Genomic DNA, 16,317 nt, shown 5'->3' with positions numbered 1-16,317 from the left:
ACACGGTTGTACATCAGGCATCGATCTCTTATTTTTGGCTGAACTTCCGCCGACCATAAACCAGCCAGGTCAGCAGTACACAGATGATGTAAAAGATTAAAAACACTTTCATCGCGCCCACTGGCGAGCCGGTCATATTCAGCGACATGCCAAATGCTTGTGGAATAAAGAAGCCGCCCACCGCGCCGATGGCCGAAATAAAGCCCAGCGCCGCCGCCGTTTCAGTGATTGCTTCTCGCTGGGCCTGTTCATCGCTGCCGCCTTTCATCTTGACGCGATAAACCGTTATCTGGCGAAAGATGACGGCGATCATCTGGAAAGTAGAACCACTCCCCAAACCAGCGGTAAGGAATAACCCCATAAACACAGCGTAAAATGCGATGAAATTGCCGGAACCCGTGCCAGGTAGGGTAAGGAACAGCAGGGCGCTGAAAATCGCCATAAAAATGAAGTTGATAAGCGTCACCCGCACGCCGCCAAATTTATCGGAAATAGCACCACCCACCGACCGCGCGATGGCACCGATAAACGGGCCAAAGAACGCCAGGCGCAGAATATTCACATCCGGGAACTGTGTTTTTGCCAGCATGGCAAATCCGGCGGAAAAACCGATAAACGAGCCAAAGGTAGCGAGATAGAGCAGACTCAGCAGCCACAGATGCAACCGTTGCAAAACGGGCAACTGGTCAGCAATTGACGCACGTGAACTGGCAATATCATTCATCCCTGACCAGGCGGCGATAGTGGCAATCGCCAGTAGCGGTACCCAAATCCATGCGGCGTTCGCCAGCGACATCACAGAACCATCGGCCTGCGGTACGCCATTGACGCCAAGAAAAGCAAATACCGGTACAAAAATCACCAGCGGCGCAACCAGTTGCATCACGCTGACGCCTAAATTCCCCAACCCGCCATTAATCCCTAATGCACTGCCTTGTTTGGCTTTCGGGAAGAAAAAACTGATATTTCCCATACTCGAAGCAAAGTTCGCGCCAGCAAAACCACAGAGCAAAGCAATAACAATAAATATCCCAAAAGGGGTATTCGGATTTTGCACAGCAATACCGAGCCAGACGCAAGGAATAATCAGAATCGCGGTACTAAAAACTGTCCAACGGCGTCCGCCGAATATAGGCACCATAAAGGAGTAGGGAACACGCAATAATGCGCCGGAAACGGAAGGTAAGGCGGTTAATAAAAAAAGCTGATCGGTAGTGAAATTAAAGCCGATTTTATTGAGATTAACGGCAACTGCGCTAAATAACATCCAGACACAGAAGGCAAGGAGTAAACAACTTACTGATATCCAGAGGTTTCTTCTGGCAATGTGTTTTCCTTTATTTTCCCAGAAGGCCGGATTTTCTGGCTTCCAGTCGCGCAAAAGGTAACGATTATTTTTCTCATTTTGTAGTGCCATATTCTTCCTCACATGCACACATTGTTAATGAAAAAAAGACAAGGCAGGACATTGGACGCAATGGTCCGTTATTAGAATTAAGAGTAAATAGAGTGAAGTGCTGATTGAAAGAATAGATAACAAAGCGAAACTGCGGGGGGAGAAAGCTGATTATCTGAATGGATATGTGTTACTGAATGTAACAGTGATGCATCATATTTTTTACTAATTTTTAAACTAACATACGGCAAACGTATTTGTTGCCGTATGAATCGTGGCTTTATTGTCGTAGCCTTTGCTTATCGTTGACGCGTTGCCAGCCAGCAGAGCAGGGAACCGCCGCAGACCATCAATGCGCCTTGCCAGAAAGAGAACGATAGCGGAGCACTAAGCAGTACCGCAGCAAGCGCCGACGAAAGCACAGGCGTAAAATACGAACCTACCGCCATAATGGTGACGTTGCCATGTAAAATGCCGACGTTCCACGCAGCGTAAGCAAATCCTAAGGTAAATGCCGCTGAGATAAGTTTTATAATGACGGGCGTGCTAAATACCATCTCCGGTTGCGGCGTTAAAAAATAGTAAACCCACAAACTTGCTCCTGTCAGCAGGACGAAAACGGTAATACCGTTAAATCCACGGGCATATTTATTGGTGACCGTGCAATAAGCGGCCCAGATAAAAGCACCAATAAAAGCCAGGCAATAACTCAACGGGCTGGTAGTGATATTGTTGATAATTTCATCCGGCTTGAGGCCATTTTCACCCCCTAATACCCAGCAGACGCCACCAAGGGCTAATAATAATCCTGGTACAATCAGCCAGTTGGTTTTCTGGCCATTAAACAGAATGGCAAAAAGTATCGTCAGACTGGGCCATAAATAGTTCACCATGCCCACTTCAATTGCCTGATGGCGGGTTGCTGCATACCCTAAGGAAAGTGCCAGACAGATTTCATAGCTGACGAATAAGAAACTCCCCGCAAGTAAATAACCTTTGGGGATCTGCCGAATGCGCGGAAAGCCAACGGTGAAAATTAACAGCAGCCCGCTTAATGAATAAATAGCTGCTGCGCCGCCGACCGGGCCGAGCCCCTCACTGACACCGCGAATCAATCCTACCATCGTGCTCCACAGGACGATCGCTATTAGCCCTATGAGCGTTGCTTTTTGTCGTGTCATGCTCGCTGTTTAGTCTCTCTTGCCGTTAAAAATTAAGCTGAAATTTATAGCATTTTTTTAACCAGGCTGTCAGGCAGTGGTGTGTTTTTCTACCGCCATTGAGGTAGGTCAATTTGCGCAGGCGGATTATTTTGTGGCAAACACGTGTTCTTTTTGATTTCGCGCAAAAAGATTCAGAATTTTACTGTTAGTTTCCTCGCGCAGTAATACCCCTGAAAAAAGAGGAAAGCAATGGACGTCAGTCGCAGACAATTTTTTAAAATCTGCGCGGGCGGTATGGCGGGAACAACAGTAGCGGCATTGGGCTTTGCCCCGAAGCAAGCACTGGCTCAGGCGCGAAACTATAAATTATTACGCGCGAAAGAGATCCGTAACACCTGCACATACTGTTCCGTAGGTTGCGGGCTATTGATGTATAGCCTGGGTGATGGCGCGAAAAACGCCAGAGAAGCGATTTATCACATTGAAGGTGACCCGGATCATCCGGTAAGCCGTGGTGCGCTGTGCCCGAAAGGGGCAGGTTTGCTGGATTACGTCAACAGCGAAAACCGTCTGCGCTACCCGGAATATCGTGCGCCAGGTTCTGACAAATGGCAGCGCATTAGCTGGGATGAAGCATTCTCCCGTATTGCGAAGCTGATGAAAGCTGACCGTGATGCCAACTTTATTGAAAAGAACGAGCAGGGCGTAACGGTAAACCGTTGGCTTTCTACCGGTATGCTGTGTGCCTCCGGCGCCAGCAACGAAACCGGGATGTTGACGCAGAAATTTGCCCGCTCCCTCGGGATGCTGGCGGTAGACAACCAGGCGCGCGTCTGACACGGACCAACGGTAGCAAGTCTTGCTCCAACATTTGGTCGCGGTGCGATGACCAACCACTGGGTGGATATCAAAAACGCTAACGTCGTAATGGTGATGGGCGGTAACGCTGCTGAAGCGCATCCCGTCGGTTTCCGCTGGGCGATGGAAGCGAAAAACAACAACGATGCAACCTTGATCGTTGTCGATCCCCGTTTTACGCGTACCGCTTCTGTGGCGGATATTTACGCACCTATTCGTTCCGGTACGGACATTACGTTCCTGTCTGGCGTTTTGCGCTACCTGATCGAAAATAACAAAATCAACGCCGAATACGTTAAGCATTACACCAACGCCAGCCTGCTGGTGCGTGATGATTTTACTTTCGAAGACGGCCTGTTCAGCGGCTATGACGCTGAAAAACGCCAGTACGATAAGTCGTCCTGGAACTATCAGTTCGATGAAAACGGCTATGCGAAACGCGATGAAACACTGACTCATCCGCGCTGTGTGTGGAACCTGCTGAAAGAGCACGTTTCCCGCTACACGCCGGACGTTGTTGAAAACATCTGTGGTACGCCAAAAGCCGACTTCCTGAAAGTGTGTGAAGTGCTGGCCTCCACCAGCGCGCCGGATCGCACAACCACCTTCCTGTACGCGTTGGGCTGGACGCAGCACACCGTGGGTGCGCAGAACATCCGTACTATGGCGATGATCCAGTTACTGCTCGGTAACATGGGTATGGCCGGTGGCGGCGTGAACGCATTGCGTGGTCACTCCAACATTCAGGGTCTGACCGACTTAGGCCTGCTCTCTACCAGCCTGCCAGGTTATCTGACGCTGCCGTCAGAAAAACAGGTTGATTTGCAGTCGTATCTGGAAGCGAACACGCCGAAAGCGACGCTGGCTGATCAGGTGAACTACTGGAGCAACTATCCGAAGTTCTTCGTTAGCCTGATGAAATCTTTCTACGGCGATGCCGCGCAGAAAGAGAATAACTGGGGCTACGACTGGCTGCCGAAGTGGGACCAGACCTACGACGTCATCAAGTATTTCAACATGATGGACGAAGGCAAAGTCACCGGTTATTTCTGCCAGGGCTTTAACCCGGTTGCGTCCTTCCCGGACAAAAACAAAGTGGTGAGCTGCCTGAGCAAGCTGAAGTACATGGTGGTTATCGATCCGCTGGTGACTGAAACCTCTACCTTCTGGCAGAACCACGGCGAGTCGAACGATGTCGATCCGGCGTCTATTCAGACTGAAGTATTCCGTCTGCCTTCGACCTGCTTTGCTGAAGAAGATGGTTCTATCGCTAACTCCGGTCGCTGGTTGCAGTGGCACTGGAAAGGTCAGGACGCGCCGGGCGAAGCGCGTAACGACGGTGAAATTCTGGCGGGTATCTACCATCATCTGCGCGAGTTGTACCAGGCCGAAGGTGGTAAAGGCGTAGAACCGCTGATGAAGATGAGCTGGAACTACAAGCAGCCGCACGAACCGCAATCTGACGAAGTGGCAAAAGAGAACAACGGCTATGCGCTGGAAGATCTCTATGACGCTAATGGCGTGCTGATTGCGAAGAAAGGTCAGTTGCTGAGTAGCTTCGCGCATCTGCGTGATGACGGTACGACCGCATCTTCTTGCTGGATCTACACCGGTAGCTGGACAGAGCAGGGCAACCAGATGGCTAACCGCGATAACTCCGACCCATCCGGTCTGGGGAATACGCTGGGATGGGCCTGGGCGTGGCCGCTCAACCGTCGCGTGCTCTACAACCGTGCTTCGGCGGATATCAACGGTAAACCGTGGGATCCGAAACGGATGCTGATCCAGTGGAACGGCAGCAAGTGGACGGGTAACGATATTCCGGACTTCGGCAATGCAGCACCGGGTACGCCAACCGGGCCGTTTATCATGCAGCCGGAAGGGATGGGACGTCTGTTTGCCATTAACAAAATGGCGGAAGGCCCGTTCCCGGAACACTACGAACCAATTGAGACGCCGCTGGGGACTAACCCGCTGCATCCGAACGTGGTTTCTAACCCGGTTGTTCGTCTGTATGAACAAGACGCGCTGCGGATGGGTAAAAAAGAGCAGTTCCCGTATGTGGGTACGACCTATCGTCTGACCGAGCACTTCCACACCTGGACCAAGCACGCGTTGCTCAACGCCATTGCTCAGCCGGAACAGTTTGTGGAAATCAGCGAAACGCTGGCGGCGGCTAAAGGCATTGCCAATGGCGATCGTGTCACTGTCTCAAGCAAGCGTGGCTTTATCCGCGCGGTGGCTGTGGTAACGCGTCGTCTGAAACCGCTGAATGTAAACGGTCAGCAGGTTGAAACGGTGGGTATTCCAATCCACTGGGGCTTTGAGGGTGTCGCGCGTAAAGGTTATATCGCTAACACTCTGACGCCGAATGTCGGTGATGCAAACTCGCAAACGCCGGAATATAAAGCGTTCTTAGTCAACATCGAGAAGGCGTAAGGGGGCGAACAGATGGCTATGGAAACGCAGGACATTATCAAAAGGTCCGCAACTAACTCCATCACGCCGCCTTCTCAGGTGCGTGATTACAAAGCAGAAGTCGCGAAACTTATCGACGTTTCCACCTGTATCGGTTGTAAAGCCTGTCAGGTGGCGTGTTCGGAGTGGAACGACATCCGTGATGAAGTGGGGCATTGCGTCGGGGTTTACGATAACCCCTCCGATCTGAGCGCCAAATCCTGGACGGTGATGCGCTTTAGCGAAACCGAACAGAACGGCAAGCTGGAGTGGCTAATCCGTAAAGACGGCTGTATGCACTGTGAAGATCCGGGCTGCCTGAAGGCGTGCCCGTCTGCTGGTGCAATTATTCAGTACGCTAACGGGATTGTCGATTTCCAGTCGGAAAACTGCATCGGCTGTGGTTACTGCATTGCCGGGTGTCCGTTTAATATTCCGCGCCTCAACAAAGAGGATAACCGGGTATATAAATGCACGCTCTGCGTCGATCGCGTCAGCGTCGGCCAGGAACCGGCTTGTGTGAAAACCTGTCCGACCGGGGCTATCCACTTTGGCACCAAGAAGGAGATGCTGGAGCTGGCGGAACAGCGCGTGGCGAAACTGAAAGCGCGTGGTTACGAACATGCTGGCGTCTACAACCCGGAAGGGGTCGGTGGTACGCATGTCATGTACGTGCTGCATCACGCCGATCAGCCGGAGCTGTATCACGGTCTGCCGAAGGAGCCGAAGATCGATACATCGGTAAGCCTGTGGAAAGGCGCGCTGAAACCGCTGGCAGCGGCTGGCTTTATCGCCACTTTTGCCGGGTTGATTTTCCACTACATCGGTATTGGCCCGAATAAGGAAGTGGACGATGACGAGGAGGAGCATCATGAGTAAGTCGAAAATGATTGTGCGCACCAAATTTATTGATCGCGCCTGTCACTGGACCGTGGTGATTTGCTTCTTCCTGGTGGCGCTGTCCGGGATTTCGTTCTTCTTCCCGACGCTGCAATGGCTGACGCAAACCTTCGGTACGCCGCAGATGGGACGCATTTTGCACCCGTTCTTCGGCATTGCGATTTTCGTCGCGCTGATGTTTATGTTTGTGCGTTTTGTGCATCACAACATCCCGGATAAGAAAGATATTCCGTGGCTGTTGAACATTGTCGAAGTATTAAAAGGCAATGAGCATAAAGTGGCGGATGTTGGTAAGTACAACGCCGGGCAAAAGATGATGTTCTGGTCAATCATGAGCATGATTTTCGTGCTGCTGGTGACCGGGGTGATTATCTGGCGTCCGTACTTTGCGCAGTACTTCCCGATGCAGGTTGTCCGTTATAGCCTGCTGATCCACGCGGCTGCCGGTATCATCCTGATCCACGCCATCCTGATCCATATGTATATGGCATTTTGGGTGAAAGGATCGATTAAAGGGATGATCGAAGGGAAGGTAAGCCGTCGCTGGGCGAAGAAACACCATCCGCGCTGGTATCGTGAAATCGAGAAGGCAGAAGCGAAAAAAGAGAGTGAAGAAGGGATATAATCTCTTTTGAACTTTAAGCTGAAAATGGCGCTGTAAAAGGCGCCATTTTCATATTGTAGACAACGTAGGCTTTGTTCATGCCGGATGCGGCGTGAACGCCTTATCCGGCCTACAAACCGTTCAAATCCAATAGATTGCAGTGAACGTGTAGGCCTGATAAGCGTAGCGCATCGGGCAATGTTGCGTTTGTTATCAGTTTCAAATGGCGCTTTATAAGGTGCCATTTTTTTATTGCGTAACCAGACGGCGGAGTCGCGACACATCCACCGTTTTTTCCGCCTCTGCCAGACTCCAGGCGTTTTGCAGATTCAGCCACATTTGCGGCGAACTGCCGATCACCACGGAAAGTTTAATCGCCATTTCTGGTGTCAAAGCTGCTTTTCCGGTCAGCAATCGGCTTGCCGTTGAGGGCGCAATTTCCATTGCTCTGGCAAACTCGCGCAGGCTGACATTAAGTTCGTCCAGTGATTCCTGAATAATGTCCCCCGGGCGGGGATGATTGGCCATTTTCATCAGTGATAGTCCTCGTAATCCAGTATGTATGCATCGCCATTGACGAATTCAAATGTGATTCGCCAGTTGCCCGAGACAGATATCGCCCAAATTCCATCGCGATCGCCGCTTAACGGGTGTAGTCGGTAACCGGGCATATCGATATCAGCAAGACAGCTTGCTGCATCAATCACAGCGAGTCGGTGGCGTAATCGTTTGACTTGCGTCGGTATAACGCCGGAGGTTTTGCCAAGAAGAAACAAGTCACGCAATCCCTTGTGTCTGAAATTCATTATCATCTCTTCATCCTTGTTCCCTCGAAAGGAACACTATCACTATTGTTCCGTGCAGCGCAACAAATTTCGCTACGTTTTCGCGAATTGTGAGGGGAAAGATGGGGGAGAAAAAGAAGAAGAGTGAAATTGCGGAAAGCGTCTCGCAAAACAGGCTGCGACCCGAATATGGCAGTCGCAGCAAAGGCCTCTTAGCGACGGAAATCAATCACCATACGGCCACGGATTTTGCCTTCTTCCATCTCGGTAAAGATGGTGTTGATGTCCGCTAACGGACGCAGGGCGACTTTCGGCACCACTTTGCCTTCGGCGGCAAACTGGAAGGCTTCGGTTAGATCCTGGCGCGTGCCGACCAGCGAACCGACCACTTCAATACCATCCAGCACAAGGCGTGGGATATCCAGGCTCATAGACTCCGGCGGCAGACCGACAGCCACAACACGCCCACCTGCACGGACAGCATCAACTGCCGAGTTAAACGCAGCTTTAGCCACCGCTGTCACCACCGCGGCGTGAGCGCCACCGGTTTTTTCCTGCACAATTTTGGCGGCGTCTTCAGTGCGTGAGTTAATCGCTAAATCTGCACCCATTTCGGTTGCCAGTTTTAACTGCTCATCATTGACATCAATGGCGATCACTTTAGCGTTAAAGACATTCTTCGCGTATTGCAGGGCTAGGTTACCCAGACCGCCAAGACCGTAGATAGCAATCCACTGACCAGGACGAATTTTTGACAGTTTAACGGCTTTGTAGGTGGTGACCCCCGCGCAGGTAATACTGCTGGCCGCCGCCGAGTCCAGGCCATCTGGCACTTTTACCGCGTAATCCGCCACCACGATGCACTCTTCAGCCATCCCGCCATCAACGCTGTATCCGGCATTTTTAACTGAACGGCAGAGCGTTTCGTTACCACTGTTACAGTATTCGCAATGACCGCATCCTTCGTAAAACCACGCCACGCTGGCACGATCGCCTGGTTTTAATGAGGTGACACCGGGGCCAACTTCTGTCACCACACCAATACCTTCATGACCCAAAATCACACCGGTCTTATCACCAAAATCGCCATTCTTAACATGAAGATCGGTATGACATACACCACAACACTCCATTTTCAGCAGGGCTTCGCCATGTTTCAGTGAGCGCAGAGTTTTATCCGTAACGTCAACATGATGATCCTTCGTAACAACCGCAGCCTTCATAGTTCCTCCTTTTCGGATGATGTTCTGCATAGCAGGTGAGGCAAATGAGATTTATTCGCCACTACCCAGTATGGATGAGATCTGAAAAAGGGAGAGAAAAATTGCCCGGCAGTGTTCACTACCGGGCGCAGGTTTAGATGGAGGTACGGCGGTAGTCGCGGTATTCGGCTTGCCAGAAATTATCATCAATGGCCTGTTGCAAAGCTTCGGCAGACGTTTTCACCGCCACGCCTTGCTGCTGCGCCATTTTGCCAACCGCAAACGCAATTGCGCGGGAGACTTTCTGAATATCTTTCAGTTCCGGTAGTACCAGACCTTCGCCGTTCAGGACCAGCGGCGAATACTGAGCAAGCGTTTCACTTGCCGACATCAGCATCTCATCGGTGATACGTGACGCGCCGGAAGCAATAACGCCCAGCCCGATGCCCGGGAAAATAAAGGCGTTGTTACACTGGGCGATAGGGTAGATTTTATCTTTCCATACCACTGGGTTAAACGGACTGCCAGTGGCGACCAGCGCGTTACCTTCGGTCCAGGCGATAATGTCCTGCGGTGTGGCTTCCACGCGTGAAGTCGGGTTAGACAGCGGCATCACGATCGGACGCGGACAGTGTTTATGCATCTCACGGATGATTTCTTCGGTGAAAAGCCCGGCCTGTCCGGAGACGCCGATCAGAATATCCGGTTTGACATTGCGCACCACATCCAGCAGTGACAGCACATCGCTGTCGGTATCCCAGTCACTGAGGTTTTCGCGCTTCTGCACCAGTTTGGTCTGGAAAGGTAGCAAGTTCGGCATCTTGTCGGTCAGCAGGCCAAAGCGATCGACCATAAAGACTTTCTGCCGCGCCGCTTCCTCGCTTAATCCTTCGCGCTGGGTCTGGGCGATGATCATTTCGGCAATGCCGCATCCCGCTGAACCTGCACCGAGGAAGACGATTTTTTTCTCGCTTAACTGACCGCCTGCCGCGCGACTTGCCGCGATCAGTGTGCCTACCGTTACCGCCGCGGTTCCCTGAATATCATCATTAAAGGAACAAATTTCATTGCGATAGCGGTTAAGCAGTGGCATCGCATTTTTTTGCGCGAAGTCTTCAAACTGTAACAGCACGTCCGGCCAGCGTTGTTTCACTGCCTGGATAAACTCGTCAACAAATTCATAGTATTCGTCGTCAGTGATACGCGGATTACGCCAGCCCATATACAGCGGATCGTTAAGCAGCTGTTGGTTATTCGTCCCGACATCCAGCACCACCGGAAGGGTATACGCCGGGCTGATGCCGCCACAGGCGGTATAGAGCGACAGTTTACCGATCGGAATCCCCATCCCGCCGATGCCCTGGTCACCAAGCCCCAGAATACGTTCGCCGTCGGTCACCACAATCACTTTGATATTATGGTTCGGCACGTTTTGCAGAATATCGTCCATATTGTGGCGGTTCTGGTAAGAGATAAACACGCCGCGTGAACGGCGGTAGATCTCAGAAAAACGCTCACAGGCTGCGCCGACGGTTGGGGTATAAATAACAGGCATCATCTCATCAAGATGATTGTTTACCAGACGGTAGAAGAGGGTTTCGTTAGTGTCCTGGATATTACGCAGGTAGATGTGCTTGTCGATTTCGGTTTTGAATCCCTGATACTGGATCCACGCACGTTCCGCTTGTTCTTCGATGGTTTCGACCACTTCCGGCAGTAACCCCAGCAGGTTGAAGTTACGGCGTTCTTCCATGCTGAAGGCGCTGCCTTTATTCAACAACGGAAATTCCAGTAGTACAGGGCCAGCGTAAGGAATATAAAGCGAACGCTGTTTTTTTGTTTTTGGTTCCATGTCACTCACTCTTTTTTGAATATCCATCCCTGGGGTGCTTTTATCTTCTTTGCTTTACCGCCAGGGCGTCGGCCCCAAGTATAAAGCAGATAAAAACAAAAACACCATTGCGCAGGCAATGGTGTTTAATCGTCATTGAGGACTGATGGTTATGAATTACTTTTCAGCGGGGCGTTTTCTGCCGGTTGGGGTATTTACCACGCTGGATTTGTCACCTTCGGTAACTATTTTGCGCTGGTTAGAAATTTTATGATCCAGTCCAAGAATATGACGTGCCTGACGGTTCGATTTCATTTGTACTCCTCAATCCTGTAGCTAGTTTTAAGGACAACATCGCCGTAGCGAAGAAACACGTGCTAAACCCCTAAATTAGGTTGCCGATCAAGCATAGCAGCTTAAAGCGTAGGGTGCTGGCCGCTGATCACATAATTTATCGTTTGCTGGTAGATGTCACTGAGGATGTCGTTATCAGAGGCTTCGACCCATTTGGTCAGCTCCATGAGAATGTCATCTTCAGTGACAACACCGTGCTCTGCCCGAAGGCCTTGCTCAATGGCATTAACCAGAGCGGGTTCTGCTGTTGAATTTTTTGCCTGATAATAAGTAAACATAGTGATTCTCCGTGTCTGTGTATTTATGGTGTCTGCTACGGATTGCAGATTTATAAAGCACATTCAGCATGACAAATATTTACCGCTTCGTTGTTAAGATTAGTCCTGGTTGATGATTTTTATATTTTAACTGCATGATATTGATGGGGATTGTTATTGTAATGAGTTGATTTGTATTGAGGTAATATCTCTTGAGTTATATATTTCCGGCTATCTATTGTGGGAATTTAATTTAAGTGCAGGAGAAATATTTTCGCCGGATTTTATTCGGAATATCCTGCTTATCCTCGTGCTGATTCTCACGTAGTCTATAATTTCCTTTTTAAGCCCACAGGAGAGCAAGAATGACAATCCATAAGAAAGGTCAGGCACACTGGGAAGGCGATATCAAACGCGGGAAGGGGACAGTATCCACCGAGAGCGGCGTGCTGAACCAACAGCCGTATGGGTTTAACACGCGTTTTGAAGGCGAAAAAGAACTAACCCTGAAGAACTGATTGGCGCAGCACATGCCGCATGTTTCTCAATGGCGCTTTCATTAATGCTGGGGGAAGCGGGATTCACGCCAACATCGATTGATACCACCGCCGATGTGTCGCTGGATAAAGTGGATGCTGGTTTTGCGATTACTAAAATCGCACTGAAGAGCGAAGTTGCCGTGCCGGGTATTGATGCGTCCACCTTTGACGGCATCATCCAGAAAGCAAAAGCAGGATGCCCGGTTTCTCAGGTACTGAAAGCGGAAATTACGTTGGATTATCAGTTGAAAGCATAAGTACTTGCCGGATGATGTTGTCATCCGGCAAGCATTTACACGGATATTTTCTACTTATCCCAATGAAACCTCGCATTTAAACTGCATCTTCATTTTTTTCGTTATTCCTGCCTGTTCTCGAACAATCATTATTGCATCAGGTTGTAAACTCCTGTTTCGTTCAGAATAACAGTAAAACTTTGTTTATTTATGTCCTCTGTTTGATGGTGAGAAACATTTATGGCATTGTAAGATTCAGTTGATTTAATTAACCTGAATTAATTAAATTTAATTAATGAGCTAATTAACATTGTTTAATAAGGATGAAACTATGTTGATGAAAAAGGTCTCTTTTGCCATTGTTTTAATTTCCCTTAGTCAGTATGCAAGTGCGTCTTCAGAATTTAATTTCTTATCTGACAATGTTTTTGTTGATGCTTCTCTTTCATTTCTGAATGGTGAGTCAGGTGAGTTTGTTTATAGCAATGGTGGCAAACTTAGCCAACTGGACTGGAAAATCCAAAATACCCCCATTGTTAAAATGGGGGTAACCTGGGATGCAATCTCATGGCTGACACTTAATGCTAAAGGCTGGACGACGATTGCGTCTGCCGGCACGCTGATGGATGATTATGACTGGCTGGAGCCGGGGCAGCACCACTGGAGCGATTGGTCACATCACCCGGCAACGCGGTTGAATTTTGCAAATCAGTTTGATCTCAATATGACAGGTTGGTTTTTAAAGGAGCAAAACTACCAACTTGGCGCCATGTTAGGCTATCAGGAGACGCGTTTCAGTTGGATCGCGAAAGGAGGTTACTATAGTTATGATAATGGTGCCGACACTGGAGATATCCCTCATAACGAAAGAGTTATTGGCTACCAACAAAAATTCAGTGCTCCCTATTTAGGTCTCTCTGGTAAATATATCTATCATGATTTTGATATCATTGCTCAATTTAAATACAGCGCCTGGGGAGAAGGGAAAGGTACGGATCAGCATTATTTGCGCAACATTACATTTAAAGATGAAGTATCCAACCAAAAATATTATTCAGGTCTTATTAATGTGGGATATAACATTAATTCACAGACGCGTATTTTCACAGAAATGTCATGGAGTAGATTTTCTAATGATATTGGGAATACTATAATTTATCATAAAGAAAATGGCGAAAGTGTAAAAGAGAAAGATTCGCCAGGGATGCAAAACTATAATTACATTATTGGCGCGGGTATTCAGTATCGATTTTAATATAGCGTCGGGTGAATGGCTGAATATGAATACATGAAATCTTGCCCGTCTGCACGGGCAAGATGTACTAAGCGTCGATTTGAAGCGGTAGCGCAGTAGACATCCAGACAGAGATCTCTTCGGCGGGCAAAGGACGTGAGAATAAATATCCCTGAATAACGCGACAGTGGATCTTGCGTAGCATCTCAAATTGTTCTTTGGTTTCGACGCCTTCTGCCACGACGGTTAAATTGAGGCTTTGCCCAATGCTGGTAATGGCTTCAAGTAAGGCTCGGATGCGTTTTTCGGTCAGACAACGATCGACAAAGCTTTTGTCGATTTTGATTTCCGTTACCGGAAGACTGACTAAACGGGATAAACCAGAAAATCCAGTGCCGAAATCATCGACAGATAAACCTACGCCCATATCGCGCAGGATCTGAATGCGCTTAAAGATTTCGGTATCGTGTTCCATCATCATGCTTTCCGTGATTTCCACCGTCAGCTGGTGGCCGTCAATACCCCAGGCTTGCATTGCATCAGACACCTGATTGGGTAGCTGATTGCTGCGAAAGTGCAGCGCAGACAAGTTAACGGAAAGCGCCGGGATATGAATATTCTGGCTACGCCACTCTGCTAGCTGGCGGCAGGCTTCAGCAATAACCCAGCGACCAATGTTTTCGATTTCGCCAATCTCTTCAGCAAGGGGGATAAATCGTGAAGGGGGAACATGACCATGCTGTGGGTCATACCAGCGAGCGAGGGCTTCGATACCATACAGCTCACCGGTTTCCGCAAAGATCTGCGGCTGATAAACCAGTTTTAGTTTGTTGTTGCTGATAGCTTCTTTCAGCGCCGCACCAAGAATCAGACGCTCTTTCACCATTTCGTTCATTACCGGGCTAAAGAATTGCCAGCCGTTACCGCCGTTTTTGCGAATAAAATCCATCGCATTGTGGGCGGTCGAAAGCAGGTAGTCCCGGTTTTTACCAACGTCGTAACTGATACCAATGCTTAAGGTTAGCGGGAATGGTTTATCGTCAATCATGACCGGTTTATTCACGACGTTGCGAAGTTCATCGGCTATTTGGGTAATGTTACTGACGTCGTTTTCCGGACTGATGAGGACAAACTGTGTACCTTCAATACGACAGAGATACTGGTCAGGTTTGATCTTTTCGCGAAAGCGATTGACCACTTCCAGCAATGCCTGATCGGCCCACGCATAGCCAAGGCTGTCGATGACATCCTGAATATGGTCAATGCCAATAAGATACACCACCGGAGAGACGGCATTTTCTACCAGGTCATCGAGATAATTGTGTAGGTTATTGCGGTTTGGCAAACCGGTCATCGGATCAAACTGAATGAGCTGCTCAATATGCTGGCGACTTTTTTCCTGTTCCAGCGCCAGGGCGGCCATATGCTGGCTGATATCCGCCACTCGTTCGATAAACGCGCTGGTTACCGCCCCGGACGCTGTTTTGATTTTCAGAATCCCGGCAGGTGCGCCATCGCGCTGGCGAATGGTGACTGACCAGCTTTGCGCATTCTTTACTTCCGTCCCATGAGAGGATGACGCCCAATGCACCGGCATACCATTACGCAATGCATACAACGACACATGGGATTCATGAAGAATGGATTCTATATTCCGGCAGATGATTTCGCCCATTTCATGAAATGGCGGGCTGCTACACATCGCGGCGAGGATATTGCCTTCAAGCTCACGAATTTGTCGTTCTTCGGTGATATCAGAGAAGGTCATCACCAGGTTTTGCAGATTAGCCAGCACATCATAAACTGGGCTAATAGAGGCTTTAATCCAGATTTTTTCCCCCGTGCGCGTTAACAACAGAAATTCATCCTGATCACGTGCTGTTTTCCATAGCAGTTGCTGTAAGCGAATACGATTATCTGCCGGGTATTCAGGGATGTTAAGCAAAGTATCGGGCTGCATACCGCTGGCTTCGCTGATGCAGTAACCAAACATTTCAGTAAACGCGCGATTGCACTGCACGATATGGCGTTCCGGGTCCAGCACAATGACCGGGCGGTCGAGATGGTCAACGGCAATAATTAACTGCCGGGTCTGTTCTTTCTGTGCCATTTCTACGCTGGCATCACGTACCAGCGCCAGGTAATAAATTTTCCCTTCGGCAGTGACTTTGGATAGCGCGAAACGGGTCCAGATTTTACTGCCGTCTTTTTTCTCCAGCTGCAATTCCCGGCTCATACCTTCGACCCGCGCTTTACCGCCTTCGCGGTTATGGCGAATATATTCTGGATGCGCAGGGCGCAAATTATGGGGAATCAGCATATCAATGTTATTGCCTATCACCTCTTCGCGCTTATACCCCCAGAGCTTCTCCGCCGCAGGATTAAAAAACATTACTTCGTCATTTTCGTTAATTAACACCGCGCCCATCATATTTTGCTCAAGGGCGGGAAAAAAAATGCCGTCGGCGGCATTTTCTGCATCGGTTAGCTTCATGATTACC

The 16,317-nt window shown here is 49.4% G+C and carries 13 protein-coding genes and 1 pseudogene; 5 read left to right on the top strand and 9 right to left on the bottom strand.

Annotated elements, in window-relative coordinates:
• Positions 1-28: 28 nt before the first annotated feature.
• Together narU and yddG are read right to left on the bottom strand one after the other, a co-directional pair.
• A complete protein-coding gene (gene narU / locus AACU94_RS08925) occupies positions 29-1,417 on the bottom strand; it encodes a nitrate/nitrite transporter NarU (RefSeq protein ID WP_130210509.1) in 1,389 nt (462 codons plus the stop codon).
• 278 nt (positions 1,418-1,695) lie between these two features.
• The gene (gene yddG / locus AACU94_RS08920; protein ID WP_130210507.1) at positions 1,696-2,577 is read right to left on the bottom strand and encodes an aromatic amino acid efflux DMT transporter YddG; all 882 of its coding nucleotides are present in this window, start codon (positions 2,575-2,577) and stop codon (positions 1,696-1,698) included.
• A 231-nt stretch (positions 2,578-2,808) separates the two neighbouring features.
• Here yddG and fdnG point away from each other — a divergent pair, with 231 nt between their 5' ends.
• From fdnG to fdnI, 3 genes are read left to right on the top strand one after another with little or no spacing between them, the layout of a single operon-like run.
• Positions 2,809-5,856, top strand: coding sequence for a formate dehydrogenase-N subunit alpha (gene fdnG, locus AACU94_RS08915; RefSeq protein ID WP_135489297.1), 3,048 nt, complete (start codon positions 2,809-2,811; stop codon positions 5,854-5,856).
• A gap of 12 nt (positions 5,857-5,868) precedes the next feature.
• Positions 5,869-6,753, top strand: a complete 885-nt coding sequence (gene fdnH, locus AACU94_RS08910; protein ID WP_135489296.1) for a formate dehydrogenase N subunit beta — start codon at positions 5,869-5,871, stop codon at positions 6,751-6,753.
• On the top strand, positions 6,746-7,399 hold the full coding sequence (gene fdnI, locus AACU94_RS08905; protein WP_000045648.1) for a formate dehydrogenase-N subunit gamma: 654 nt from the start codon (positions 6,746-6,748) through the stop codon (positions 7,397-7,399). Before fdnH ends, fdnI begins: the two co-directional genes overlap by 8 nt.
• Positions 7,400-7,627: 228 nt before the next feature.
• Here the strand turns inward: fdnI and AACU94_RS08900 are convergent, their stop codons facing one another.
• From AACU94_RS08900 to bdm, 6 genes are all read right to left on the bottom strand, one after another.
• Positions 7,628-7,912 carry a HigA family addiction module antitoxin gene (locus AACU94_RS08900; RefSeq protein WP_000781370.1) on the bottom strand — a complete coding sequence of 95 codons (285 nt, stop codon included), beginning with the start codon at positions 7,910-7,912 and terminating at the stop codon, positions 7,628-7,630.
• Positions 7,912-8,190 (bottom strand): type II toxin-antitoxin system RelE/ParE family toxin, encoded by a 279-nt coding sequence (locus tag AACU94_RS08895; RefSeq protein ID WP_000605676.1) that lies wholly within the window; start codon positions 8,188-8,190, stop codon positions 7,912-7,914. The genes AACU94_RS08900 and AACU94_RS08895 overlap by 1 nt, the downstream gene beginning before the upstream one ends.
• A 185-nt stretch (positions 8,191-8,375) precedes the next feature.
• The gene (adhP, locus tag AACU94_RS08890; RefSeq protein ID WP_135405914.1) at positions 8,376-9,386 is read right to left on the bottom strand and encodes an alcohol dehydrogenase AdhP; all 1,011 of its coding nucleotides are present in this window, start codon (positions 9,384-9,386) and stop codon (positions 8,376-8,378) included.
• A 133-nt stretch (positions 9,387-9,519) separates the two neighbouring features.
• Entirely contained in the window at positions 9,520-11,217 is a 1,698-nt protein-coding gene (gene maeA, locus AACU94_RS08885; RefSeq protein WP_024166593.1) for a malate dehydrogenase, read from the bottom strand.
• 156 nt (positions 11,218-11,373) lie between these two features.
• Positions 11,374-11,511 carry a stationary-phase-induced ribosome-associated protein gene (gene sra, locus AACU94_RS08880; RefSeq protein ID WP_000841557.1) on the bottom strand — a complete coding sequence of 46 codons (138 nt, stop codon included), beginning with the start codon at positions 11,509-11,511 and terminating at the stop codon, positions 11,374-11,376.
• 101 nt (positions 11,512-11,612) lie between these two features.
• Positions 11,613-11,828, bottom strand: coding sequence for a biofilm-dependent modulation protein (gene bdm, locus AACU94_RS08875; RefSeq protein WP_130217566.1), 216 nt, complete (start codon positions 11,826-11,828; stop codon positions 11,613-11,615).
• A gap of 344 nt (positions 11,829-12,172) precedes the next feature.
• Here bdm and osmC point away from each other — a divergent pair.
• Positions 12,173-12,603: pseudogene (gene osmC / locus AACU94_RS08870) on the top strand (peroxiredoxin OsmC).
• A 310-nt stretch (positions 12,604-12,913) separates the two neighbouring features.
• Entirely contained in the window at positions 12,914-13,837 is a 924-nt protein-coding gene (locus tag AACU94_RS08865; protein ID WP_130259036.1) for an omptin family outer membrane protease, read from the top strand.
• Positions 13,838-13,904: 67 nt separating this feature from the next.
• On the opposite strand, the gene dosP is transcribed toward AACU94_RS08865, so the two are convergent.
• Entirely contained in the window at positions 13,905-16,310 is a 2,406-nt protein-coding gene (gene dosP / locus AACU94_RS08860) for an oxygen-sensing cyclic-di-GMP phosphodiesterase DosP (protein ID WP_130217559.1), read from the bottom strand.
• Positions 16,311-16,317: the final 7 nt, after the last annotated feature.

It is taken from the genome of Escherichia sp. E4702, assembly GCF_963883545.1.
Lineage (GTDB): Bacteria > Pseudomonadota > Gammaproteobacteria > Enterobacterales > Enterobacteriaceae > Escherichia.
The sequence above is the reverse complement of the archived record's forward strand: the minus strand, read 5'-3'. Positions and strand labels throughout refer to the sequence as shown.

Coding starts and splice junctions, on each gene's coding strand:
- AACU94_RS08900 (WP_000781370.1), bottom strand. CDS start 7,912: ATGAAAATGGCCAATCATCCCCGCCCGGGGGACATTATTCAGGAATCA.
- yddG (WP_130210507.1), bottom strand. CDS start 2,577: ATGACACGACAAAAAGCAACGCTCATAGGGCTAATAGCGATCGTCCTG.
- AACU94_RS08895 (WP_000605676.1), bottom strand. CDS start 8,190: ATGATAATGAATTTCAGACACAAGGGATTGCGTGACTTGTTTCTTCTT.
- bdm (WP_130217566.1), bottom strand. CDS start 11,828: ATGTTTACTTATTATCAGGCAAAAAATTCAACAGCAGAACCCGCTCTG.
- maeA (WP_024166593.1), bottom strand. CDS start 11,217: ATGGAACCAAAAACAAAAAAACAGCGTTCGCTTTATATTCCTTACGCT.
- fdnH (WP_135489296.1), top strand. CDS start 5,869: ATGGCTATGGAAACGCAGGACATTATCAAAAGGTCCGCAACTAACTCC.
- sra (WP_000841557.1), bottom strand. CDS start 11,511: ATGAAATCGAACCGTCAGGCACGTCATATTCTTGGACTGGATCATAAA.
- fdnI (WP_000045648.1), top strand. CDS start 6,746: ATGAGTAAGTCGAAAATGATTGTGCGCACCAAATTTATTGATCGCGCC.
- dosP (WP_130217559.1), bottom strand. CDS start 16,310: ATGAAGCTAACCGATGCAGAAAATGCCGCCGACGGCATTTTTTTTCCC.
- narU (WP_130210509.1), bottom strand. CDS start 1,417: ATGGCACTACAAAATGAGAAAAATAATCGTTACCTTTTGCGCGACTGG.
- AACU94_RS08865 (WP_130259036.1), top strand. CDS start 12,914: ATGTTGATGAAAAAGGTCTCTTTTGCCATTGTTTTAATTTCCCTTAGT.
- adhP (WP_135405914.1), bottom strand. CDS start 9,386: ATGAAGGCTGCGGTTGTTACGAAGGATCATCATGTTGACGTTACGGAT.